Raw genomic sequence first — 24,072 nt, forward strand, 5'->3', positions numbered from 1 at the left:
GTCTGATTATGTCCCATAGTCAAAAAACGAAAGTTACCAATATCATTATCTTTATTGTACTAGCGATTGGAGCGATTGTGATGATCGCGCCGCTGCTTTGGATGCTGTCCACTTCGGTGAAAGAAAAGCAGGATGTCTTTGCTCTTCCACCAGTATGGATACCAGAGGTGTTCCAGTTTGGCAAGTATAAGGAGATTTGGGAAGCAGGACCTTTGTTAAGCGGGATCAAGAACAGTGTGATTGTGGCTGTAAGTGTTACCGTTGTGGGTACCTTTACATCCAGTGTGGCCGCTTTTGCATTTGCAAAGCTGAGATTCCCTCATAAAAACAAACTGTTTTTGGCACTCATCGCATCTATGATGATTCCATACCCAACGGTTATGATTCCACAGTTTATGATGTTTTCCAAACTTGGCTGGGTCGATACACTTTTGCCTCTGATTGTTCCAGGTTTGTTCGGAAATGTAGTTATGATCTTCTTCCTGCGGCAGTACTTGCTTAGTGTACCGGATGCCATTATCGAAGCTGCGAAAATTGACGGAAGTTCTTATTTCCGACTCTACTCGTCGATTACGTTCCCGCTCATTAAGCCAGCAGTTGCGGCACAGCTTATTTTATGGTTCATGGGGATTTGGAACGATTATTTGGCACCTATTATTTACTTGAACTCACCAGAAACGCAGACACTGCAGCTGGTTATCGCGAATTTTAATGCGACTTACGCCATTCAGACGGACTATCCGCTTATCATGGCAGCATCGATTATAGCCTTGTTACCTGTACTGATTATATTCTTGATCTTCCAGAAACAAATTATTGAATCGGTTGCCATTTCGGGTGTCAAAGGCTAATTGACACTTGGAGGGTACGGATGAAATATGTAAGGCAGTCACAATATGTAATGGGTAAAGGAAGGAGGAGAATAACAGTTATGGTTATGCTGCTCATGCTGGGTCTATCCGGCTGTGGGGATAACACTCCGGACCCTGTGTATCCGCAGGCTCCGCCTCCCGATCACTTGTATGATCAAAGTTCGATTAACGATGAACAGCGCTGGACCATTAACAATGCACATGACCCGGCGATTATCAAAACAGATCAAGGCTATTATGTCTACTCAACGGATGTAAAGACAGGTGGAGAATTGAGACCTGGTGTTATGGTACGCAAATCGACTGATCTGATTCACTGGAACTGGGTTCAGTATGCACTCCCCGGCATTCCAAAGGAAGCGGAGGCGTGGTCATCAGCAACCAATCTGTGGGCACCGGACATCATCAAGATGGGTGATACCTATCGGATGTATTACTCCGCTTCTACCTTTGGCAGCACACGGTCTGCGATCGGATTGCAGACATCCAACTCCCCAGAAGGCCCTTGGAAGGATGAGGGGCTGGTCGTTAAAACAGGAGAGCATGACAAGCTGAATGCGATTGATGCCAATCCGGTGCTGGATGCAGAGGGAAATCCATGGATGGTATACGGCTCTTTTTTCGGCGGTATTTACATTACGCCGCTTGATCCCCTGACTGGAAAGCTTAAAGAGTCCGGCTATGGCAAAAATATCGCTGCCAGAGATCGGGCAACTGAGGACGGTGCTGTAGAAGGGCCTTACATTGTGTACAATCCAATGTTCCGTAAATACTACTTGTTCGTCTCGTATGATTCTTTGTTCGAGGACTACAATGTTCGCGTTGCTCGCTCAGATTCTATCACAGGGCCTTATGTGGACATTAATGGACATGACATGGCAGATATCAGCTATTTGCCTCAATACGAGATTGGAAACAAGGTATTGGGCGGTTATCGGTTCAGCGAAGGAGAAGGCTGGGTTGCGCCAGGTCACAATTCTGTCCTGAAGGACGGTGCGGATTATTATATTGTACATCATGCGCGGGGAGAAACGGACAAGAGCTGGCCGTACCTGCATGTACGCAAAATATTATGGACGGCAGAGGGCTGGCCGGTCGTCTCTCCGGAGCGCTATGCGGGCGAAAAGGAGCAGGATATACCCAAAAGGCTATTATCCGGCAACTGGGAGCGCATCGTGATAAGGCAGGAAGTAGATGGTCAGGTGGAAGCTGAACCGCTCCGTCTGGAAGATGGAGGTCGGGCAACCAGTGGTTCTCTTGAAGGTCACTGGAGCTTTGATGGCAAGCGTACTCTAACAATGGATTGGGGCGATACATCCGAAGGAACAAAGGAAGAACTGTTATTGCTTCCTTCATGGGACTGGGAGCTCGGCCGCCATACTCTAATTTTCACGGGTATGAATGAAAAGGGAGTTTCCATTTGGGGAAAGCGTATCAGCGATTAATTGTAGGAACTACATACTACACATAGAGGAGAGAAAAACCATGAATCAATCTGTACCCTTTAATAATCCGGTCATTGAGCAACGTGCAGACCCTTGGATTTACAAGCATAGTGACGGATACTATTATTTCACCGGATCTGTGCCAGAGTATGACCGCATTGAGGTTCGACGAGCAAGTACTATTCAAGGCTTGAGTACAGCAGAGCCTGTCGCAGTATGGCACAAATATGAAACGGGCCCGTTAAGTGCGAACATTTGGGCACCGGAAATTCATTATATTAACGACAAATGGTACATTTATTTTGCAGCAGCTCGTACAACGGAAACGAAGGAAGGCCTGTTCGACCACCGGATGTTCGTGCTGGAAAATGATTCAGCTAATCCTCTGGAAGGGGAATGGGTGGAAAAAGGACAGATCAAAACCCGTTGGGAGACGTTCGCCCTCGATGCGACAACCTTCCAGCATAATGGAGTTCTGTATTATGTGTGGGCTCAGAAGGACCCGGACATCGTCGGTAATTCCAATCTGTATATTTCTGAAATGAGCAATCCATGGACGCTGCGCGGTGAGCAGGTCATGATCTCCACTCCTGAATATGATTGGGAAATCATCGGTTTTAAGGTGAATGAAGGAGCAGCGGTTCTGAAACGGAACGGGCGGATCTTTATCAGTTATTCAGCTAGCGCCACAGACCACAATTATTGCATGGGCCTGTTGACAGCAGATGAGAATGCGGATTTACTTGATCCGAAATCATGGACGAAATCACCTGAGCCGGTATTCTGCACCAATGAGGAAACAGGACAATTCGGGCCAGGTCATAACAGTTTTACGGTTGCTGCTGACGGTAGCGATGTAATCGTATATCACGCCCGGAGCTACAAGGAAATTACAGGTGACCCGTTGTATGATCCGAATCGTCATACACGTGTTCAGCCGTTCAACTGGAAGGAAGATGGAACACCTGATTTTGGTATTCCAGTACCAGATGGCGTTTCTGTTGGTAAATAAGCGAAATCTGTTATAGATGGTTGACGTGTTGCACAGCGGCACTGTAACTTTCTAGAAATCATAGGTAATTATGATTCGACTGCGTATAACAAGAGTAATAAGATATCTTCTGAGCCTTCAGGCTGGAGGATATCTTTTTGCTTTTGGGACGGCAAGGAGGACTCTTTTCAAAAACTTCGATTTCTGCTATATTTAAATCGTAATATTTACGAATTGATCAAGGGGTGGAAATCTCGTGAACGAACGGATCGATCCGTTTACCATTAAAAAGGTTGAATACCTGCTGAATGGCTATATTGCGCTAAAGGTGCCAGGCTACGTGCGTTCTGACGTGCGGCTCATTTATCAAATAGAGGATAGTTGTTTGATCTTGACGGAAGAAAGGCCTTCTAATGAAACTGAGTTGTGGGATCGCACGGACATTGTCCAATTTCGCTGGGAAGAAAATCATTGGCATGTATATGCCCGGAAAGAGGCTAAAAGCTGGCAGCGCGTAAAAGAGATTGCACCTAACCCGTGCTTTGAAGAGCAGCTCGAACAGGTAGAAATAGATCCAGCAGGTATTTTTTGGACAGGTTAACGAAGTGCAGAATGATAAGTTCGGAAGATGGAGGTAATGGGAGTCGTCCCGTTAAACTGTATATGGAAGTAAACAGGCTGACCGTAATTCCTTATATGGAAGTTACGGTCATTTGTTTTGTCTGGGGTGGCACTGTCTAGTTTTCCGTTTCCATGTCTTGTTATGAGATTTGTTACGGGTACTGTAAATCAGGGTATGTGAACACAGAGCGTAATTACGAGTGGGGAGCGGTGTGTAGTGAATGAGCAGCAACGTAATGACAGACAAGGGCGCGTAGGTGAGCAGAATCAACCGGAACATGAGATAAGACAAGTAGAGCGGGAGTGTGAAGCATTGTATCCAAAAGGCAGATCCCGAATTGCACTGACAGGCGCCAGTGGTTATATCGGGCATAATCTGCTGCAGAGGCTGACTGAGCATGCAGATGTCATTGCCTTATCCCGCAGTGGAGATCAGCGTGAAAATACAGAGCACGTGGAATGGCGATCGTGTGATTTTTTTTCCATGGAGGATGCAAATCAAGGATTACAAGGAGCAGATTATGCCGTATATCTCATTCATTCCATGCTGCCCTCGGCGAAGCTGACACTTCGCAGATTACCAGTCATGATTCTGCCTCGTTGGACCCGAACCAAGACCCACCCGATTGCATTGGAGGATATTTTGAATGCGCTGGATCGGAGCATCGGCAACCGTACTCTTGATGAACAAATTATAGATGTAGGCGGGCCGGAGGTTATTACATATAGAGAAATGATGCAAAGAACAGCAGAAATAATGGATAAAAAGCGTCGCTTTTTTAATTTGCCATTGCTGACTATCAAACTGTCCCGCCTTTGGGTTACCCTAGTGACTGGAGCCCCCAAAGAGATGGCTTATCCGCTGATTGAAAGCTTGGCTCATCCGATGGTGGCGCAACGGAAACATAAGGTTCAAGGCATCAGCGATGGGAAGATTTCCTTTGACAAAGCAGCTCGAACCTCACTCGAGCAGGAAGAAGAATATCGGCATAAGAAGAATTCCCATAGCAAGTCCAAAAAGCCGTTAAAATCAGCAATTCGATCGTTAAAATCTGATGTACGCTCGGTGCAACGGATCAAACTCCCGCCTGGTAAGGATGCAACATGGGCCGGGGAGCGCTATTTGGCCTGGCTTCCGGTCTTTGCGAAACCTTGGGTGCGTGTCGAGACAGGGGGCCCGGATACTTATCAGTTGTATCTCTTGGGTAGTCGAAAGCCGTTGTTAGAAATGATTTATGACCGTGCGCAGAGCACCTCTGAGTTTGCACTCTATCGAATCACAGGTGGTACTTTTGCCACTGTAAAGGAAGACCATCGCGGCAGGCTTGAGTTCCTGCAAATTCCCTGTACAAATATTTGCGTCGTAGCCATTCATGATTATGTGCCATCGCTGCCTTGGTTTATTTATAAATATACACAGGCCAAAGTACATTTGGGGGTTATGTATGCGTTTGGCAAGTATGTCAAGCGGTTGATTGATACAAATGTTTAATATTTTCCACGAGATGGAAGCTACAAATGTATGGTAAAGTGTAATATATACAAGGTTTTATCCAAATGTCCTATCCAAAGTCTCCTGTGCATACCGAATCCGAATCACACGAGGTGAGAAAAATGCTGCAATCGTTAAAAGCCATTGCTAATTACAGGAAAGAAAATGATCTGGCCTGGGATACACCGACTTGGTTAAAGCTGCTTGTTTCGGCTGAGGAGCGTATTGTAAATTTGGAACGCATTCGATCTATAGGTGAGTTAAAGGATGCCAATCCTGTACTGGATTACGTGGAGCGTACGTTGCTTATTTTGGACGGACTTCCATTGTCATTCTGGGTTAAAGAGCTACTGGAGGATGTTTTGGTATGGTCTGAGACAGCCAAAGGAGGCACAGTCCGCGAGCGGCTACGCTGGCAGCATGAGGGTATTAATTTATTTGTACATAATATCGGCTCCTCCCAACTGTATGTCAGACAGGCCCAAGCGGAGTCCCCTGCGTACCCTCGCAATAGCATGACCCGAATTCTGATTGAGACGCATGGATTGATCGGGCAATATATACGGGGAGAAATTCCTTTTGCGGAAAATCGACTGCTGCTTGAAATTACTCGTAAGGGCTGGCTGAGCTCTGAGGAACTGGAGCTTGTTTTACGGGCCCTGAACGAGTGTATTATCGCCGGGGTAGAACCCGCATTATGGGACCAAGTACGCAGTGAAGTAGAGCAGCTGATCGGCTGGATTGCATGGGATAACGCACCTGTAGTCTGGAGTGTAAAGGAGCGACTGGAGAGATTACGGTCGGTTTCGATTCATGAAGGAGAGCCGTTCGAGCAGGCTTACACAGAACTAGAGCGGGAGTTGAATGTAGAGAAGGCGCTGGCTCCGTTGGAGAATCGGACACTTTGGTATGTAGAATCAGCTTTGCAGGATTTTTCACTTCAAGAACTGGTAAAGGTATTCTTACTCACATTGAGGGATGGCACGGGGCAGGAACAGCCTGCAACCGTTCGCCATATCAGTTTCGAATCGCTCATGAATACGATGTATTATGACTATCGTGGTGTCAAGAAAATTAACGTATATAAAAAACGAATGATAGAAAAATATTTAAGTGCACTGTCTTGGCAGGACATTTCAAAAGGAAAACGGAAGCATAATCCTCACTTGAGTGTGATCGTGGAGCATAAAGAGGAGCTACCGAGTACTGTATTTTTTAATTTTGTATTTTCATCTGCGGCTGAGAAACTGATCGATTTTTGTATTGAGGCAGAAAAAACGCCTCTGTATGACAAAGCAGTCCTGCTGCTGTTCGATCTGTTCGGATTACGGCGTGATGCTTATGATCGCTTTCACAATGAGGAAACGTATCTTACAGATATGAACCAGACCGTAGATTACAAAAGGGTCATTTTAGATTATGTGACGGGAACCCGCATACTGGATATTGGACCCGGCGGGGGCGTGCTGCTGGATCTGATCGAACAGGAAAGACCAGACGCGAAGCCATTAGGTCTTGATATTTCTGTGAATGTCATTGAGGCACTTAAACGTAAAAAGCAATTGGAGCGCCATCGTTGGGATGTCATCAAAGGAGATGCGCTTCGGTTGGAGGAATATGTGGAAACGGAGAGCATGGACACGGTCATCTTCTCTTCGATTCTTCACGAGCTCTATTCCTACATTGAACGAGATGGAATTCGGTTCAATCCACAAACGGTGGAGGCTGCTTTGCAGAGCGCCTATCGTGTGCTTGCACCCGGCGGGCGTATCATCATTCGTGACGGTATTATGACCGAACCAGTAGAGCAGCGCAGACGAATTCGATTCTTGGAGCCGGAGGGAATGGAATGGCTGATGCGGTATGCGCAAGATTTTGCAGGCCGCCACATTGAAATAGAGCGTGTGGGGGAGCATGAGGCTGTTTTGCCAGTAAACGATGCGATGGAATTTCTATATACCTATACATGGGGGGCGGAAGCCTATGTGCATGAAGTGCAGGAGCAGTTTGGTTATTTTACCCCGTCACAGTATGAAGAGTGTATCCGTAACACACTTGGATCACAAGCGATTATCCGGGTGAGCCGCCATTATTTACAGGAGGGCTATGCCGAGGCGCTGTCCAGCCGTGTTGAGTTCATGGATGAGCAGGGCCAGCGGGTTCCTTTGCCAGACAGCACCTGTCTGATCGTGATTGAGAAGCCGAATAATAGGGCTGGAGTTGCTGAATGATTTTTAATTTGAACAAGAGAATGCCTTCTGATTTGTGCCAAGCACGATTAGAAGGCATTTTTTAGAAAGCTAGTGGAGGTGTGTTCATGTATGTCCTCGCAGGTGGAAATATCTGGGTATGACCCGCAGTGGACTGAAGAGTATATGCAAGAGCAAAGGAAAATTGTAGAGGCTCTCAAAGATGTATGTGTCGGCATAGAGCATATCGGTAGTACGTCCGTTCCTAATCTGGGAGCCAAGCCTATTATTGATATTATGGTTGGAGTAGAAGAGTTGGCAAGTCTTCAATCCGAACATCGAGAGCGTCTACAAGGGTTTCAATATGAATATGTACATAAGCCTGATTTTCCAGAGAGAGCTTTCTTTCGCCGTGGAGAATGGGGAGCTGGAACTCATCACTTGCATATTTACAAGTATAAAGGTGAGCATTGGGAAAACCATCTATTGTTCAGAGATTACTTAAAAGCGCATCCTGATAGCCTGCGAGCGTATGATACTTTAAAAAAAGATTTGGCGTACCAATTCAAATATGACCGTGCAGCGTATACCGAAGCCAAAGGACCATTCATTCGGCAGGTGATTGAGCGGGCGAAGCTTGAAAGATATAGGCAGGGACAGATGAATTCTTAGTACGCATGGACAAGGTGGAGGAATGATGAAGAATATGATGCTTGATGCACAGGTAACGCCGAATGGTTTAAAAGACAGAATGATGCTGCTGTCAGCGCTGGACATTATATTGTCCCCAGAAGATTGGTTACGCACGTATCGTATGCAGTCTGAATGGTCTGGTGATGTATGCCTGGGTGAGGTGAACAACGGCGCTGGAGATACGATTCATATGCTATGGACGCGTGGAGGTGTGCTGTTGAAGGGTTTTGACCACGAATCCCCTGTAAGTCCTCATGCGAGAGACGAATATGAGGTCTGGCCGGGCATGTACGACGGTGTGCCTGATGATATGATGGAGCTTTTGGAAGACGAAGCGCTGGAGAAGGAGGACGTTACCTTTTGTATGTGGAGGGAAGCGGAAGATAAGGAGTGGCGTATGGGCAATGCGAACATTCCCGAGGCGTATGACGATGGCGCATCCTTTTTGCTGGGGAAAATTATAGTTACACCGGAGGAATATCAGGATTGGGCTGAAAGTTACTATGAGTTGCCGATTTCTCTAGGGGTGGTAAGCCAGATTTTCAACGGCGTTCCGATCACTGCACAGATGATCTCTGTGCTTCATCCACAGCGTAACGTTACGGAAGCGATAAAGGAGCTAAAGCAGCATGGCGTTCAGGTGCACGAAAGCTAAGAATACAGATTTGTTTTTCTTGACAAGTTTTGTATATAATACAGGAGAAATGGCTGGGTAATCACCTCGAATTAAAGGAGCTGTGTTGAAGATGTCCAAACGTTTGATTCCTTACATCACGATGGATGGAAATGCAAAAGAAGCAATCGAATTTTATGAAGAGGCATTGGATGCTCAACTGCTTTTTATTCAAACCTTTGGGGAAATGCCGGAAAACCCCGATTTTCCCATTCCCGCAGAGGTCAAGGAACGTGTGGGACATGCTACCCTTAAAGTGGGTGAGACAGAGCTCATGTTTTCTGATACCTTTCCTGGATCACCGTTTAGCAGCGGAAATCAGGTGAGCATCTGTATTACAACCGATAGTGTGGAGCAAGCTCAAAAAATGTTTCATGCTCTACAGCAAGGAGGACAGGTGGGAATGCCTTTGCAGGAAACTCATTTTAGTCCCGCTTATGGAAATGTAACAGACAAGTTTGGTGTCACCTTTCAAATGTTCACAGAGGCTCGGTCTTAAGAAATGGAAAACGGCTTGATTCCGCTACTTTAGCGATCTGGCCGTTTTTTTTGCGTGCATGTCCTCGTTTGAAAAATAAATATACATACATAAAGTATGGGAAGTGATATCTTTTTTTACGTATAGTTCATTTCCTAGAATAAATAATGATTTTATTAATGTTGAAATAGAAACAAAAATATATTATATTATGTTGTTAATGCACCAACGGGTGGGAGGACAGGCCATGAACAAAGAAGAACAGGTCATAATGGGTTTCAGGGACTTATATAACAAGATGGTTTGGCTTAATAAAGATAAGATGGAAGATAGTCTTAAGGGTTATAAGTCTTCTGAAGTACATTGCATCGAATACATTGAAAGAAATGTAGATTCCAACGTGACAAAACTTGCGGAGTCCCTTTATATGACTAGCGGTGCCATAAGTAAAATAACTAAGAAGCTCATAAAAAAAGGCATTATCGAAAGCTACCAGAAGCCGGATAACAAGAAAGAAATCTATTTTAGGCTTACGGAGCAAGGGAAAGTAATTTATAAAATCCATGAGGAACTGCACAAAGAGTTTCAAGAGCGGGATAAAGCTGTATTTGAACAGGTAACCGAGGAACAATTTGATAGTATGATTAGCTTCCTGGAAAAGTATAGTAGGCATTTGGATGCAGAAATAAAGAAACAGGGTATAGATATTAAGTCGGAATAAATTTGAATAATGAAAATCAAACCACAGGCAGCCGGGCTCTATTGAGAACGGGCTGCATTTTTTTTGCCACTATTTTGTTGCCGAGGAAGCAAAACTGTGATACGATATTTTTGCTTCCTAGGAAGTAAAATGACAAATTTTTAAGGGGAGAATTTAAGTGTTCAAATTTAGATCACACAATGAACAGAACACAGAACAAATTGTAGATAAACACGCTTTAATATTCGGTCTTATCTCTGTGTTTCTTTGCGGAATAGGCTTCAGTATCATAGCACCTGTCGTCCCATTCTTAGTACAGCCTTATATAAGCAATCCGGGAGAACAAGCTATCGTTGTTACGTTGCTGACCTCTGTTTATGCATTCTGCGTGTTTTTTGCGGCTCCCGTACTTGGAGCTTTGAGCGACAAATATGGCCGTCGTCCATTGCTCTTAGTATGCCTTTTGGGTTCCGCAATCGGGTACTTGGTTTTTGGCATAGGAGGAGCTCTATGGGTACTATTTGCTGGGCGTATAATAGAAGGTATAACAGGCGGGAGCATAAGCACGATCTTCGCATATTTTGCAGACATCATTCCTCCAGAACAGAGAACCAAATACTTTGGATGGGTGAGTGCGGTTGTAGGTGTAGGCACTGTCATTGGCCCAACTCTAGGCGGATTACTCGCCAAGTTTGGTTATTCTGTACCCATGTATTTTGGAGCAGTCATAACTTTATTGAATGTTGTTTATGGATTCTTTTTTATGCCTGAGAGCCTTGACAAGAATAATAGACTGAAAGAGATTACCTTTGTAAGACTGAATCCATTTACACAGCTTGCAAACCTGCTTTCCATGAAAAACTTAAACAGGCTACTTGTCTCAGCGTTCTTACTTTGGATACCCAACGGATCTCTACAGGCCGTTTTTTCTCAATTTACAATGGATACCTTCGGTTGGAAGCCTGCACTAATCGGACTTATGTTTTCAATTATGGGCTTCCAAGACATCATTTCACAAGGTTTCATCATGCCAAAGCTTTTGATAAAACTTAATGATAAACAGATAGCCATTCTTGGAATGGTTTCGGAGATTATAGGCTACAGTCTTATTGCGCTATCTACTTTGTTCTCATTCTATCCTCTTTTTATCGCTGGAATGTTTATATTTGGTTTTGGTGATTCGATCTTTGGGCCTTCATTCAATGGGATGCTCTCCAAGTCTGTCGATTCTAGTGAACAAGGAAGGATTCAAGGAGGTAGTCAATCTATTCAGGCTTTAGCAAGAATGATTGGGCCTATCATTGGAGGTCAAATCTATGTGTCACTTGGTCATGCCGCACCCGCTTTTATGGGTATGATCCTTATAGCAGCGGCAATACCAGTTTTATATAAGCGAACGAATATAAATGAGGATTTTGCAAAAATCTCATAAGCGACTTTCAATGAACAAGATATAGATCGAAATGGTTTAGTTCGTCTATATCTTGCACTTCGGAGCGACTGGAATCGAATTTTGCAAAATCCTGAAATATGTAAACTATCAACTTTCTTTAGGCAATAGGGTTTCAGAACTTAGGGACAAGTTCTGAAACCCTATTTGTTTACAGTTTGAGCCATCCGCATGCGGATGGCTCTTCATAGTATCACCTTGCTAAATTAATTTCATGTATTTGTACTTATACGCCAAAATTAAAATCATCATCTGTCAGCGGCTCTACATTCATCGCCCGCACATAGCCGTTTCCTTTTTTAGAGAAGAAATCATGCTGCTTAGTGTGGGTGCTGATGCCGTTGAATACAATGGGATTAACTTCTTCTTCTTCAAACAGTGGATCAAAGCCCAAGTTCATCATGGCCTTGTTGGCGTTGTAGCGCAAAAAGACTTTCACATCGTCTACGAGTCCAATAGGAGTGTAAATTTGCTCGGTGTATTGTTCCTCGTTATTGTGCAAGTAGCGGAGCAAGCCTACCAGCGTCTGGTAAAGATCACGTTGTTCTTCCTCGGCCAATTCTGCATAAATCTCCTGTGCCAGTACACCTACGTACACACCGTGAATACTTTCATCCCGCAGGATCAAATCGATAATTTCTCCACTGCATGTCAGCTTGCCTTGGCCCGCCAGATAAAGAGGGTAGAAGAAGCCGCTATAAAATAAATAGCTTTCTAACAGCACCGACGCTGCCATCGCGAGATACAGGTCTTTGGGAGTGTGGATATTCATATAATACTGACGAATGGTTTCTGCCTTGGTTTGGAGATGTGGATTCTCTTCCACCCAGCGGAATACACCGTCAATTTCTTCCGTGGAAGCTAGCGTTGTAAAGATGCTACTGTACGACTTGGCATGAATTTGTTCCATCATCGCCATAAAGCTTAGTACGGCTTTGCGTTGCAGTCCGTCCACATGCTCCATAATTTGCGGCATGCCCACGCCGCCTTGAATGGTATCCAGTAGCGTCAATCCGCCCAGCACCTTCATGTAGGCTTCTTTTTCGATATCACTGAGGGTTACCCAGGACATTTTATCGTCAGACAACGGGATTTCATCATCCGTCCAAAATTGCATAATGTTCTGGTTCCAGAACATCAGTGTGAAATCATCGTCCGAGCGATTCCAGTTTACAGCTTGTATACCTGTCATTGTTAGCATTCTCCCTTCAGCTTGCGAGATTCCCTGGAAACACATATTGAAATAGTGCAGGCGAATCATCGTATGCTTGACATACGGAAGCTGTATCCGCGAGGGTCTTGTCCAGTCCCGTAAAGGTCTGAACCACACGCTGGATACAGCTTCTAATGCAAAGCATCCATATCTATTCAAAATCTAATTTTTATACTACAGCTTGTTACCATTTATGCTTTAGATGGAGCAGGTGAGGCACTCTTCTACAGACAGCTTTTTGGTGCGTGTGTAGTATAACGATTTAAGTCCTTTGTGTGCGGCGTACAGATAGCAACGTGCTAACTGACGCGTAGTCACGTCACTGTTCACATGAAGCACGGTCGAAATTCCTTGGTCCACGTGCGGCTGGATTTCTGCAATCAGATCAAGCACTTTGAACTGATCCATTTGATAAGCGGATTTATAGAAGAACACGTTATCCTTTTGCAAATAAGGCATTGGATAGTAGGTCGTCGAATTGGCATAGGTACGGGTTTCAATCTGCTCAACAATCGGCATGACGCTGGATGTTGCATTTTGAATGTACGAAATGCTAGCAGTCGGCGCAATTGCCATACGATAGGCGTGGTACAGGCCATTTTTCATCACATCTGCTTTTAATTTGTCCCAGTCCGCTGAAGTCGGAACATAGATGCCTTTGAACAACTCTTGCACACGTGTAGTTGTCGGACGATAATCTGTGTTCAGGTATCGGTCAAAATATACGCCTGTCGCATAATCCGATTCCTCAAATCCATAAAAGCTTTGTCCAGCTGCTTTCGCAATTTCCATACTCTTTTCGATGGAATGATAGTTCATCGTCATGAAGAAGGTACGGACAAAGTCTTTTGCTTCATTGCTTTCATACGCAATTTTGTTTTTGGCAAAGTAGCCGTGCAGATTCATAACACCCAGACCGACGGAGTGCATTTCACGATTCGCTTTCGCAACACCTGGTGCATTAGCTACTTGGGTCATATCGCTGACTGAAGTGAGCGCGATCATACCCTCATGAACGGATTCGCGAATTTTACCATGTTCCATCACATTTACAATGTTCAGAGAAGCCAGATTACAGCTCACGTCCCGGCGGATAGTATCCTGTTGTCCGTAATCTGTAATTTCGGAAGTTTCCTGCAACTGGAAGATTTCCGTGCATAGGTTCGACATCTTGACTTGACCCACGTTTTTAAGAGCATGTGCCTGGTTCGCGTTACTTTTGTTCATGATATATGGATAACCAGACTCCAACTGAATCATGGCAATTTTCGTCAGCATGTCACGTGCGCTCATCGCTATTTTTTTCTTCACCCGATCGTCAGCGAGCAGCGTGTCGTACATTTCATCCAAATCCATGTCGTCCAGATGCGTTCCATAGGCTTTGAACACACTGTAAGGAGCAAATACATGCAGCGGTTCATTATCTTGAGCCAGCTTGTAAAAGCGGTTTGGCACCAGTAATCCAATAGAAAGTGTCTTGAGACGTACTCTTTCGTCAGCATTGATTTTTTTGCTATCCAGGAACTCAAGCACGTCCCATCCGAAAATGTTGTAATAGGCTGCGCCAGAACCTTTACGTTGTCCCATTTGATCTGCGTAGGAGAAGCCGTCTTCCATCAGCTTCAGCACAGGCATTATGCCTTTTGCTGCGCCTTCTACACCCTTAATTGCTTCACCGCGTGCCCGCAGCTTCGAAAGGTTGACCGCAACACCGCCGCCGATTTTGGACAACTGCATGCAAGTGTTCAGCACATAGTTGATTGAGTTCAGGGAGTCGTCCATTTCGAGCAGGAAGCAGGATACCAATTCCCCACGGCGGCTTTTGCCTGCATTCAGGAAGGTTGGCGTCGCTGGCTGGAGACGTTGCTCCATCATCGAGCGGGACAACAGGCGTGCCGTATCGGCGTTACCGCGTCCTAAATGCAGCGCGACAGCAGCAACCCGGTCAGGGTAATGTTCCAGATAGACTTTACGGTCGTTACTCTTCATTGCATAGTCAGTATAAAACTTGGATGCTGCCATATAGGAAGGAAATTTAAAATTATAGCTATGAGTGATATGGAAAATATCATTAATTTCGTCAGCCGTGTAGCTGTTATAGAAATTTTCGTAATAATCATTCTCAATCATATACAGCACTTGAGCGGCTGTGTCAGCAAACTTCAAACTCCGTTCCTGAACTTCCTTCATAAATTCTGCTACAGCCTCTTGGTCCTTTTCCAATTGGAAAAAGCCGTCTGTATCGCGTTTCATCAACATGTTGTTCAATTCAATATGCCGCAACTCGGCTCACCTCCTGTTTAAAACGCTCTACATCTCCGAACGTTCCAGATAATTCAAATTTACTAATTACGGGGACATTATAGTGGTCGGCAATCAAATCCGCACTTTTGGCAAATTTCTCACCCCAGTTACGGTTGCCGCTTGCAGCTACACCAACAAGGTTTTGTGCATTTTTTTTCAAAAAGGAAGATACCCTCTCAGGTATCTGCCCAAACCCGGTTGTATATGTAATAAGTACGTAAGGTTCTTCTATAGTCATTTGCTCCTCAATCTGAACCGCTGGAAGCTTGAGCTTGTTTATAAATCTTTTTACATTGCCGGTCTTGGAATCATATGCAATCAGCATGGTATGCAACCTCCTTAAACAATTAACGAAAAAAGAAAACGGCATTGCCCGAGATCCATCATAGCTGGAATCCCTTGCTGGCTGTGCCATTTAAAATTTTTGACTCTATATTTACATGTATTTTCATACCTGTATCTTCAAGGTATCGGGCATAAATACGTTTTTTACACTATATTTAGAGTACATTCTCTATTTTATATCTATATATAGTTTTGTCAATCGGTCTAGAGGGGATCAGCGGACCCAGATCGGGTATAAGTCCAAGCGGGGTGCGGAAAAGAGCGAAAGAACTTTTTTTTCGTAAGTATGTTAAAAAAGTATTGGAGTTTTTGAGGGTGAAGATGTACGATTTGTCAATGGGCAATAGAATGGAAAATTTACATTTTACTGTAGAAAGGATGAAGCAGATGGGAAGTGATTTTATGGAATTTCAATCGTTTAATATGATCTTTTTTATCGTATTTGGACTCATTGCTTTTGTAATGATAATGGGAATTGTCAAAACGATAGGAGCGGGCCTGTCCAATCAAGCAGCCGAACGGGTACAACGTTCATGTAAGGTTGTGGATAAACGGACGAGAGTGCGTGGGGGATCAGGCGATTTTTCAGCTTCGACATATTATTATATCACCTTTGAGTTTGACGGGGGTGAGCGTATGGAGCTGGAGGTGAAGGATACAGACTTTGGTATGATTGTGATCGGGGATCGTGGGGAGCTTCATTATAAAGGTACACGTTTTCTGGAGTTTGTGAGAGTAATGGAAGCGTAAAGGTGTTGGCGGGGAGTTAGTATTGCCAAAACAAATACATAATTGGAGGGAAGATTACGATGCCGCATATCATTGGAAAACGAATAGTATTGAGAGAATACCGTCAAGAAGATATACCAGCTATCCGAAAATGGGTCAATGACCCGGAAATCACACGTGGTTTAAGCGACGTGTTTATCTACCCGCATTCACAGGTGAATAGCGAATCCTTTGTACAGATGATGATTGACGGCAACCCCGAGATCAAAGGTTTTGTCATTGCGCATAAAGACACACTGGACTATATCGGACAACTGGACTTATTTAAAATTAACTGGGTGAATCGGCACGCCACCCTTGGAATTGTGATCGGACGTGACGGTGACCTGGGCAAAGGCTACGGTCGGGAAGCAATTCGCCTAATACAGAAATTTGCATTTCATACGCTGAATCTGCATCGGCTGGAGCTGGAGGTCTATGCGTTCAATGAACGTGCACACCGTTGCTATTTGGCATGCGGCTTCAAGGAGGAAGGGCGGCTACGGGAAAAGCTATTCAGGGAAGGGCAATATTATGACATTATTCAGATGGGGATTTTGCGAAGTGAATATGAGGCTGCAGAGCAAGCGACGGAATCCTGAGAGTGCAACCACATAAGCTATTTTACTCCGTCAGCTTTCTTCAATTTTTTATGAGTGAAATCACGGGGACTACACTCATCCTTTTTCTATTAGCTAAAGGACTTTCTTTGCAGAGTGCGAACTTCTTACTAGTTGTATTCTTTGTAAGTATTTTTTTGTTTGAGATACCCACAGGGGCTATTGCAGATAAGTATGGAAGAAAAATTTCTGTTATTTTGGGACTTTGTTGTTTTCTACTCTATAGTGTGTTGTTCGTTTGGACAGATCATATCGGGGTGCTTGTGTTTGCGCAAGTCTTTGGGGGTCTGGCTATATGTTTACAATCAGGTTCGTTGGAATCATGGGTTGTGGAAAATAGTGATAAGCCCATGGAAGTTCTTTTTACAACCTCTAACAGTATACAGTACATTTCGGGATTTATTTGTGGTCTGTTGGGAGCCTTCCTCGCAACTTTTAACTATTCACTTCCATGGGCGGCCAGTATTTTATCTATTATTGTATGTATTTTTCTATGTTTCTTTTATATGGATGAGGAGAACATTGCTCATCGAAAGACGTCTACTACCCGTATTAAAACGATTATCGGAGAAAGTGTCCGTATCGGTTTTGAAAATAAGTCTATCTGGATTGTGTTTATGATTGGCTTATTTATCAGCTTTTCGAACTCGGCGGGGAATACATTTCAACAGCCACGTCTGGTTGGCCTTTCTGAACAAGGGATTTGGATTATGGGGTTTATCAAGGCAGGGTATTCACTATGTATGACTTTGGGAAGTTACCTGGTTCGAAAGCTAGGCGCACGATACAGTGATGTACATATACTCATGTATGCTTGCGGTATGATTGGGATATGGCTCATTTTAGCCGGTGCGTTCAACACATTTTATCCTGTACTGCTTACCTTTTTAATCTATGAAATTGGGCGCGGCATGTATCCGGTTGCCAAACAAATTTTTCTGAACAAAAGAATCTCTAATGAGTATCGTTCTACACTACTATCTCTGGATTCTGCGATTTCACAATTAGGCATGTGCGTAGGTTTAATCGTGACAGGTATCATCAGTCGTAATTTTACGGATTTGTCTTCCGATCAAACACCTATTCAAATATCTTGGGTGATGTGTGGCGGGATTGCGTTGATTCCTATTATTTTATTGTTTTACGTCAATCGTGTTTCAGGGAAAAGTAATTCTTGGAAAGAAAAAGAAACCAAACAGAATGTTTAATGTAAAAGTTAATATAGAAGGGCTGAACAGCATTGTCTGTCAGCCCTATAATATTTCATTAAAAGACAAACCCTATTTTTCGCCGTACCACAACTTCAGGCGATTTTGGATTAGTCCAGTGTAGATTTCTTCAGCTTTTGGCACACCCGCCTGATCCAGCTCTTGGAGCATGCGGTCATACACAGCGTCGAACTGATCTGGCTTGGCAAGTACGGCCTCAGGAATCCGTTTGCGTACAATGTCCTGTGACTTCTGATAAATAACATTGTAATTCGTATTAGTCGGAACGGGCATGTTGTAGGCAGCCCCCCACTCTTTTACCGGAAAATCCTTTTCGTTCGGGAACAGGTCTTTCCACGTCTGGGCTTTGTATGCCTGAAGGGACTCCTTTTCGGCTTGACTATAATTTTCGGTAATCATCTCCGGATAATTGGTTGTGTAATAGTTGCCAGAAGGGTCCTTTACGCTATCGCCGTAATGTGGCCCCCATATCCAGTACAAACCGATACCTGACTCTCTGCTAAAAGAAGCATTATCGGTGTTTTTACGTTGTTGCACATCTGCCGGAATGACTCGTTTGCCGTTCTCTACGTTGTAATGCTGGCCTTCAATTCCCCAATTGCGTAAAATTTGTCCTTCGTCGGAGGCCAGAAAATCCAGAAACTTGATAGCTCGCACCGGATTTTCACATGAGGTTGTAATTCCGATCCCGGATGCGGTATCGAAGCCAATGGGCTGAAGGGAATGATCCTCGTATTTCTCATTTAAAGTGACTGGAAAATGGGCGTAAGTGAATTCATCCTTACCTGCTGCCTTGAGCGCATTTTCGGCATCTTGATAGTTCCATTCCTGATCAATGAGTCCGATGACACGGCCTGCGGCGATTTTGGACTTATACTGATCACTTTTTTGCACAAAAGTATCCTTATCCAACAGTCCTTCATTGTACATATGGTTCAACCAACGGAAATATTCACGTTCTTCTGGGCGCTTGTAGTGAAGAATTGCTTTGTGTGTTTTAGGATCAATATAATATTCGCCATCGTCGGGTCCACCTGTAGCAGTAACAGCCGGGTTAGTCACTGTAATTTGAATTTTCCAGTCTTCGGCATCAAGTGATAGGGGGATGGTTCGCTGGCCATTGGTGGTAGGGTATTTGGCGACATAATCTTTAAGTGCTTTTTCAAAATCTTGAACGGTGCGGATTTTAGGATATCCAAGCTTCTTAAGTGCCTGATGCTGGATTTCGAAGCCGGCTTGTGCATCAAACGCGATGTGATCCACACCCAAATTGGTCGGGATCGTGTAGATGGCTGGATCTTCACTACTATATTTAATACGATTAAAATAATCTCCATACACTTTCTTAATGTTAGGGCCGTATTTGTCAATGAGGTCGGTTAGGTCAATGAGTGCCCCGGCATCGACCAGCTTGCCAATGTCTGATTTGGGGTACACGAGATCTGGATACTCTCCGCTCGCTGCCATTAAAGCAAACTTTTCCTCGCCTCGGCCATTGACAGCATGTTCAGCATTTAGCGTAACGCCCGTTTTCTTGATAATTTCCTGCCCGACAGCATCCTTCATGTTGTTCCAGTTGGAGCTGGAATCACCGCCAAAGAAAGTAAATGTAATAGGGCTGGTGTCATTAGGATCTTCCTTTTCTGCCTTACTGCCTGTTCCGTTCGCACAGCCCGTTGTAACGAGCAGCAGCAAAGACAGGAGCAGGATGGAGCTCTGACGTACCGACCTGTTCATGAACATTTGCAAATCCCCCTTAATAAGTATGATTTACACAATGTAAGTGCTTTCAATAGTAAATTGTAGGAAATAAAAAACCTCACGTCAAGTTATTTATAATTGTTTGTTATGTGGTTTGTTTTTTTATTAAGCAAACATATTTTGGTGGAGGGTGTGGATTTGTACAAATCTATCATTTGATGATCTAAAACAAAGTATGCTACGATGGTACCAGTTTATAGGTACACCCGTGTATTAGAAAGGTTAAGGTAGAAAAAGATTCCGAATAGGGTTGGGTGAGAAGATGCGTGGAAAAGTAACGTTGCAAGAAATTGCGGATGCGGCGGGCGTTTCAAAGTTCGCTGTTTCGCGTGCACTGTCAGGCAAACCCGGTGTAAGTGAAGAGACAAGGGCGGCTCTGGTCAAGCTTGCTGCCCAGATGGGCTATTTTCGCAGTCATCCCAAAATGACAGGGGTAGAGCCTCGGGACACAGATCCCAGAGAATGGTCGGGTACCGTGCTAGTGTTATTTCCGAATATTAGGTACCAGAACAGGGAATCCAGGTACTGGGGGCCTGTATTTGAAGGGATTTCCGAGCGTCTGAACCGTAAGGGTATGGATATGATCACGTTAACGGAGCCCTCGACTGAAGATACGTTTTCTCTACTGAACCCGGAGGCGATTAAAGGGATTATCACAGTAGGGACGATTTCAACTTCGTTGTTGCTAAACATTTATCGGATGGGTATTCCGGTCGTTATGGTAGATCATTGGGATTCTGCATTTTTAAGTGATACGGTGTTTACAGATAATCGCACATGCATGAGTGAATTAATGAAGGACTTGCTGTGCAGGGGCTATACCCGCTTTCAGTTTGTGGGTCATATTGATGACGCTCACAGTTTCTACGAACGCTGGGAAGCTTGTCGTTCCACACTGGAAATGAGCGGAGTAGAATTGCGGCAAAATAAAGCCCTTCTTCACGGAGGAGCGCAGGCGCTTGCCGAGGAAATGGACAAGTTGTCTGAGGACGAACTGCCTGAGGTTTTTGTATGTGCTAATGATGTGACTGCTGCGCAGGTCGTGGATGTGCTGAAAGAAAAGGGGATTGACGTTCCAAGGCGTTGCGGAGTGACCGGGTTTGACGATACGAATGAACAAATGCCGATTTATGCCACGGTGAGAGTGGATAAGGAATTGCTGGGAATGCGTGCAGTGGACCAGTTGTTGTGGCGCATAACGAACCCGGACTCGCCTGTCGAGAAAAAGTTGCTACATGCTGAGCTATTCGTACGGGAAGTTCATGCACCCCGGATCAGTCGGGAAAATGATGACCGTGAGCGTTCCATCAGCACAATCACATATAGTTAATGTCCAGATACGTGTTTGACACCATACACCGTGAAGACGAAGGAGGTCGCTTTTAGCCTGTTTAGGGGCAGAGGGCGACTTTTATTTTGTATTTTGTCATTTGTTCCAAAAAACAATTGACTACTTTGTTAGCTTGGTGTTATTTTTGTTATGTTACTTACAAATCCAGATGTTCCCAATCATGCTTATAGGGAGGCTTGTGACGATGGTTAATGTGATAGGGTTGGATGGCTGGAGGTTTAGGGAAGCACAGAGTGATGAGTGGCTCAGCGCGAAAGTGCCGGGTTGTGTACATACCGATCTTTTACGACATGGCAAAATTCCTGATCCGTTTATCGGTATGAACGAGATGGAGGTACAGTGGATTGATAAGCAGGATTGGATATATGAAGCCCATTTTGAGATAAATGCAGATCAGCTTCAATGTCAATGTGTAGAGTTGGTGTTGGAAGGTCTAGACACATACGCGGATGTAAAAGTGAATGGTCAATCTGTCTTGTCAGCCAATAATATGTTTCGGGTATGGAGACAAGATGTGAGGGCATTTGTTCAGCAAGGGGAAAATCGGCTGGAAATCAGTTTTCGTTCTCCGATTGCTGAAGATGTACCCAAGCTGGAAAGCTTAGGTTATGGACTCCCTGCACCCAATGATCAGTCCGAGATAGGTGGTTTGTCCGACAAAAAGGTAAGCGTTTTCGCACGCAAGGCTCCCTACCACTATGGTTGGGATTGGGGACCGAGGCTGGTGACGAGCGGTATCTGGAGAGAGGTCCGGATCGAGGCATGGTCCGGTCTGATCGTGAGAGACTTGTTTATTCGACAGGACGAGGTGAATTCGGTAGGGGCTAAACTCATGGCAGTGGTAGAGATCGAAAATGCAGATGAGATTAGAGATGCCGAGTTGCGTATTTCCGCTGACGGGAAGGTGTGGTCCAAGCCAGTTCGGCTGCTGAAGGGGAAGCAGCCGGTGGAGCTGGAGCTGGAGATGAAGAAGCCGAAGCTGTGGTGGTGCCGTGGACTGGGGGAGCCGCATCTATATACGTTTGTGGCCGAATTGGTGGAACAAGAACAAGGAGCTGTAATCGCGGAAAAATCGGTAAAAACGGGACTGCGCTCCATCCGTCTTGTACGTGAACGGGATGCAGCAGGAGAGAGCTTTTATTTTGAGCTGAACGGAATTTCGGTGTTTGCAAAAGGGGCTAACCATATTCCGAATGACAGCTTTGTCACTGAAGTTACGATGGAACGATATCGGTATGAAATTGCCAGTGCAGCAACCTCGAATATGAATATGTTGCGGGTGTGGGGTGGCGGTATTTATGAACAAGACGTATTTTATGAGCTTTGTGATGAATACGGTTTGCTCGTGTGGCAAGATTTTATGTTCGCCTGTAGCATGTACCCAGGGGATGAGGATTTTATGGACAATGTGGCACAGGAAGCCGAGGACAATATCAAGCGGCTGCGTCATCATCCCTGCATTGCCTTATGGTGCGGCAACAATGAGATCGATTCTGCATGGGCGCATTATGAAGAGAACGGAGGCTGGGGCTGGAAAAAGGACTACACACCTGAGCAACGGGAGCGCCTGTGGGATGATTATGAAACGCTCTTTCATCGGATTCTACCGGAGGCTGTACACACCTGGTCTGCGCAGACAGCATATTGGCCCTCCTCCCCACTGATTGACCTGACGAGAGATCGGAACCAGCATGCCCATCGGTCTTCAACTGCAGGTGATATTCATTATTGGGGTGTATGGCACGCGTCTGAGCCGTTTGAGAATTACCATGTACATGTGGGCCGTTTTATGAGTGAATATGGTTTTCAGTCCTTTCCTGAATACAAGTCCGTTCGTACTTATGCGGAAGAGAAGGATTTGGAGCTGGAATCTGCGGTGATGCTGGCACATCAGAAGAACGATGCGGGCAATCGTCTGATTAAAGAATATATGGGGCGGTACATGCGAGAGCCAAAGGATTTTACAAGTTTTCTTCCCATGAGCCAAATTTTACAGGCAGAAGCAATGAAAGCAGCTATAGAGGCGCATCGTCGTCACAAGCCCTATTGCATGGGAACATTATACTGGCAAATGAATGACTGCTGGCCCGTTGCCTCCTGGTCGAGTATGGACTATTTTGGTCGTTGGAAGGCGCTCCAATATACGGCTAAGCGCAGCTTTGCCGATGTGCTGTTGAGTGCAACAGATACAGAACAGGGGAATAAGGCACTGCATCTGGTCAACGATACACTAGAGCCGATATCAGGTACGCTGCGGCTGACGCTTTTGCATATCCGTAGCAGCCAGGCTATTCGTGAAGAGAATGTTAAGGTAAAGCAACCAGCAGGCGGTGCAGGAATTGTACATATACTGCCTATCGACAAATGGCTGAGTGGCCTGAACCGGGCGGAGCATATGCTGGTCGCGCGTCTGACACAGAATGGTGAACAGGTGGCCTCTGGTGAAATTTATTTTGCAGACACAAAAGAGATGGATTTACCGCAGGCAAAAATTGAAGTGACAGAGATTCAGGGAAGCGGAGGCAGCAGATTCATGCTGTGTTCGGATGTACTTGCCAGACACGTGTGGCTATCGGCAGAGCAGGAAGGTATTTTCAGTGACAACCATCTGGATCTGGCTCCCGGTATTCCAAAAACAGTGGAATTCTTGGCCTTGCGCAACGGTTCATCAGCATTTGTGGCAACTGCGCCGGGTACATTGACAGTACATTCATTGGTCAATTGGATACAAGGTTAGACAGCAGTAAAAGCTTATCCGTCTTTAAGTAGATGATGGATAGGCTTTTTTTATAATATAAATTTATGTTTATGATATGTAAAGCGTTTTCATAATGTTAATATACATAACAAAAGAGGGCTTTCGATTTAAGCGATAAC

General features: G+C 44.8%; 20 protein-coding genes. 16 read left to right on the forward strand and 4 right to left on the reverse strand.

What is annotated here, in order from left to right; all coding sequences use genetic code 11:
* The first annotated feature begins 8 nt into the window (after positions 1 to 8).
* The 11 genes from KAI36_RS09375 to KAI36_RS09425 all read left to right on the forward strand — a co-directional run bounded on the left by KAI36_RS09375 (position 9) and on the right by KAI36_RS09425 (position 11,586).
* The gene (locus KAI36_RS09375) at positions 9 to 851 is read left to right on the forward strand and encodes a carbohydrate ABC transporter permease (RefSeq protein WP_025723511.1); all 843 of its coding nucleotides are present in this window, start codon (positions 9 to 11) and stop codon (positions 849 to 851) included.
* Between the two features lie 80 nt (positions 852 to 931).
* Positions 932 to 2,317: an arabinan endo-1,5-alpha-L-arabinosidase gene (locus KAI36_RS09380; RefSeq protein WP_103744389.1), complete on the forward strand. Its 1,386-nt coding sequence runs from the start codon at positions 932 to 934 to the stop codon at positions 2,315 to 2,317.
* Between the two features lie 40 nt (positions 2,318 to 2,357).
* Positions 2,358 to 3,329: a glycoside hydrolase family 43 protein gene (locus KAI36_RS09385; RefSeq protein ID WP_103744388.1), complete on the forward strand. Its 972-nt coding sequence runs from the start codon at positions 2,358 to 2,360 to the stop codon at positions 3,327 to 3,329.
* Between the two features lie 235 nt (positions 3,330 to 3,564).
* Complete coding sequence (locus KAI36_RS09390; protein WP_258043234.1) at positions 3,565 to 3,909, forward strand: DUF3024 domain-containing protein; 345 nt, start codon at positions 3,565 to 3,567, stop codon at positions 3,907 to 3,909.
* Between the two features lie 237 nt (positions 3,910 to 4,146).
* Positions 4,147 to 5,421 carry an NAD-dependent epimerase/dehydratase family protein gene (locus KAI36_RS09395; protein WP_258382274.1) on the forward strand — a complete coding sequence of 425 codons (1,275 nt, stop codon included), beginning with the start codon at positions 4,147 to 4,149 and terminating at the stop codon, positions 5,419 to 5,421.
* 122 nt (positions 5,422 to 5,543) lie between these two features.
* Entirely contained in the window at positions 5,544 to 7,652 is a 2,109-nt protein-coding gene (locus KAI36_RS09400) for a class I SAM-dependent methyltransferase (RefSeq protein ID WP_220027579.1), read from the forward strand.
* A gap of 90 nt (positions 7,653 to 7,742) precedes the next feature.
* On the forward strand, positions 7,743 to 8,282 hold the full coding sequence (locus KAI36_RS09405) for a GrpB family protein (protein ID WP_025723505.1): 540 nt from the start codon (positions 7,743 to 7,745) through the stop codon (positions 8,280 to 8,282).
* A 22-nt stretch (positions 8,283 to 8,304) separates the two neighbouring features.
* Complete coding sequence (locus KAI36_RS09410; protein ID WP_258382275.1) at positions 8,305 to 8,958, forward strand: hypothetical protein; 654 nt, start codon at positions 8,305 to 8,307, stop codon at positions 8,956 to 8,958.
* A gap of 91 nt (positions 8,959 to 9,049) precedes the next feature.
* Positions 9,050 to 9,475 carry a VOC family protein gene (locus tag KAI36_RS09415; RefSeq protein ID WP_025723503.1) on the forward strand — a complete coding sequence of 142 codons (426 nt, stop codon included), beginning with the start codon at positions 9,050 to 9,052 and terminating at the stop codon, positions 9,473 to 9,475.
* Positions 9,476 to 9,701: 226 nt separating this feature from the next.
* On the forward strand, positions 9,702 to 10,175 hold the full coding sequence (locus tag KAI36_RS09420; RefSeq protein ID WP_025723502.1) for a MarR family transcriptional regulator: 474 nt from the start codon (positions 9,702 to 9,704) through the stop codon (positions 10,173 to 10,175).
* A gap of 157 nt (positions 10,176 to 10,332) precedes the next feature.
* Positions 10,333 to 11,586, forward strand: a complete 1,254-nt coding sequence (locus KAI36_RS09425) for an MFS transporter (protein ID WP_025723501.1) — start codon at positions 10,333 to 10,335, stop codon at positions 11,584 to 11,586.
* A gap of 244 nt (positions 11,587 to 11,830) precedes the next feature.
* Here KAI36_RS09425 and nrdF read toward each other — a convergent pair whose 3' ends face one another.
* The 3 genes from nrdF to nrdI form a co-directional block, all read right to left on the reverse strand.
* Complete coding sequence (gene nrdF / locus KAI36_RS09430) at positions 11,831 to 12,796, reverse strand: class 1b ribonucleoside-diphosphate reductase subunit beta (protein ID WP_025723500.1); 966 nt, start codon at positions 12,794 to 12,796, stop codon at positions 11,831 to 11,833.
* A 219-nt stretch (positions 12,797 to 13,015) separates the two neighbouring features.
* Complete coding sequence (gene nrdE / locus KAI36_RS09435; RefSeq protein ID WP_220027580.1) at positions 13,016 to 15,100, reverse strand: class 1b ribonucleoside-diphosphate reductase subunit alpha; 2,085 nt, start codon at positions 15,098 to 15,100, stop codon at positions 13,016 to 13,018.
* Complete coding sequence (gene nrdI, locus KAI36_RS09440; protein ID WP_016819181.1) at positions 15,087 to 15,446, reverse strand: class Ib ribonucleoside-diphosphate reductase assembly flavoprotein NrdI; 360 nt, start codon at positions 15,444 to 15,446, stop codon at positions 15,087 to 15,089. Before nrdI ends, nrdE begins: the two co-directional genes overlap by 14 nt.
* A gap of 407 nt (positions 15,447 to 15,853) precedes the next feature.
* On the opposite strand from nrdI, the gene KAI36_RS09445 reads away from it, so the two are divergent.
* Genes KAI36_RS09445 through KAI36_RS09455 form a run of 3 tightly spaced genes read left to right on the forward strand, consistent with a single transcriptional unit; the run spans position 15,854 to position 18,062 of the window.
* Complete coding sequence (locus tag KAI36_RS09445; protein WP_069292104.1) at positions 15,854 to 16,216, forward strand: DUF2500 domain-containing protein; 363 nt, start codon at positions 15,854 to 15,856, stop codon at positions 16,214 to 16,216.
* A 59-nt stretch (positions 16,217 to 16,275) separates the two neighbouring features.
* Positions 16,276 to 16,836, forward strand: coding sequence for a GNAT family N-acetyltransferase (locus tag KAI36_RS09450; RefSeq protein WP_220027581.1), 561 nt, complete (start codon positions 16,276 to 16,278; stop codon positions 16,834 to 16,836).
* A gap of 2 nt (positions 16,837 to 16,838) precedes the next feature.
* Entirely contained in the window at positions 16,839 to 18,062 is a 1,224-nt protein-coding gene (locus KAI36_RS09455) for an MFS transporter (protein ID WP_220027582.1), read from the forward strand.
* Between the two features lie 72 nt (positions 18,063 to 18,134).
* Here the strand turns inward: KAI36_RS09455 and KAI36_RS09460 are convergent, their stop codons facing one another.
* Positions 18,135 to 19,826 (reverse strand): ABC transporter substrate-binding protein, encoded by a 1,692-nt coding sequence (locus tag KAI36_RS09460; RefSeq protein WP_023988087.1) that lies wholly within the window; start codon positions 19,824 to 19,826, stop codon positions 18,135 to 18,137.
* A gap of 280 nt (positions 19,827 to 20,106) precedes the next feature.
* On the opposite strand from KAI36_RS09460, the gene KAI36_RS09465 reads away from it, so the two are divergent.
* Together KAI36_RS09465 and KAI36_RS09470 are read left to right on the forward strand one after the other, a co-directional pair.
* Positions 20,107 to 21,174: a LacI family DNA-binding transcriptional regulator gene (locus tag KAI36_RS09465; protein WP_220027583.1), complete on the forward strand. Its 1,068-nt coding sequence runs from the start codon at positions 20,107 to 20,109 to the stop codon at positions 21,172 to 21,174.
* A gap of 205 nt (positions 21,175 to 21,379) precedes the next feature.
* On the forward strand, positions 21,380 to 23,932 hold the full coding sequence (locus KAI36_RS09470; protein WP_220027584.1) for a beta-mannosidase: 2,553 nt from the start codon (positions 21,380 to 21,382) through the stop codon (positions 23,930 to 23,932).
* Positions 23,933 to 24,072 lie beyond the last annotated feature (140 nt).

It is taken from the genome of Paenibacillus sp. S02 (assembly GCF_019454065.1).
Classification (GTDB): Bacteria; Bacillota; Bacilli; order Paenibacillales; family Paenibacillaceae; genus Paenibacillus; species Paenibacillus polymyxa_B.

Excerpts from the sequence above, each read along its gene's own strand:
- KAI36_RS09380 (WP_103744389.1), top strand. The coding sequence starts at position 932 with ATGGTTATGCTGCTCATGCTGGGTCTATCCGGCTGTGGGGATAACACT.
- KAI36_RS09465 (WP_220027583.1), top strand. The coding sequence starts at position 20,107 with ATGCGTGGAAAAGTAACGTTGCAAGAAATTGCGGATGCGGCGGGCGTT.
- nrdI (WP_016819181.1), bottom strand. The coding sequence starts at position 15,446 with ATGCTGATTGCATATGATTCCAAGACCGGCAATGTAAAAAGATTTATA.
- KAI36_RS09400 (WP_220027579.1), top strand. The coding sequence starts at position 5,544 with ATGCTGCAATCGTTAAAAGCCATTGCTAATTACAGGAAAGAAAATGAT.
- KAI36_RS09450 (WP_220027581.1), top strand. The coding sequence starts at position 16,276 with ATGCCGCATATCATTGGAAAACGAATAGTATTGAGAGAATACCGTCAA.
- KAI36_RS09445 (WP_069292104.1), top strand. The coding sequence starts at position 15,854 with ATGGGAAGTGATTTTATGGAATTTCAATCGTTTAATATGATCTTTTTT.
- KAI36_RS09410 (WP_258382275.1), top strand. The coding sequence starts at position 8,305 with ATGATGAAGAATATGATGCTTGATGCACAGGTAACGCCGAATGGTTTA.
- KAI36_RS09420 (WP_025723502.1), top strand. The coding sequence starts at position 9,702 with ATGAACAAAGAAGAACAGGTCATAATGGGTTTCAGGGACTTATATAAC.
- nrdF (WP_025723500.1), bottom strand. The coding sequence starts at position 12,796 with ATGACAGGTATACAAGCTGTAAACTGGAATCGCTCGGACGATGATTTC.
- KAI36_RS09470 (WP_220027584.1), top strand. The coding sequence starts at position 21,380 with ATGGTTAATGTGATAGGGTTGGATGGCTGGAGGTTTAGGGAAGCACAG.
- KAI36_RS09405 (WP_025723505.1), top strand. The coding sequence starts at position 7,743 with ATGTCCTCGCAGGTGGAAATATCTGGGTATGACCCGCAGTGGACTGAA.
- KAI36_RS09415 (WP_025723503.1), top strand. The coding sequence starts at position 9,050 with ATGTCCAAACGTTTGATTCCTTACATCACGATGGATGGAAATGCAAAA.
- KAI36_RS09460 (WP_023988087.1), bottom strand. The coding sequence starts at position 19,826 with ATGTTCATGAACAGGTCGGTACGTCAGAGCTCCATCCTGCTCCTGTCT.
- KAI36_RS09385 (WP_103744388.1), top strand. The coding sequence starts at position 2,358 with ATGAATCAATCTGTACCCTTTAATAATCCGGTCATTGAGCAACGTGCA.
- KAI36_RS09375 (WP_025723511.1), top strand. The coding sequence starts at position 9 with ATGTCCCATAGTCAAAAAACGAAAGTTACCAATATCATTATCTTTATT.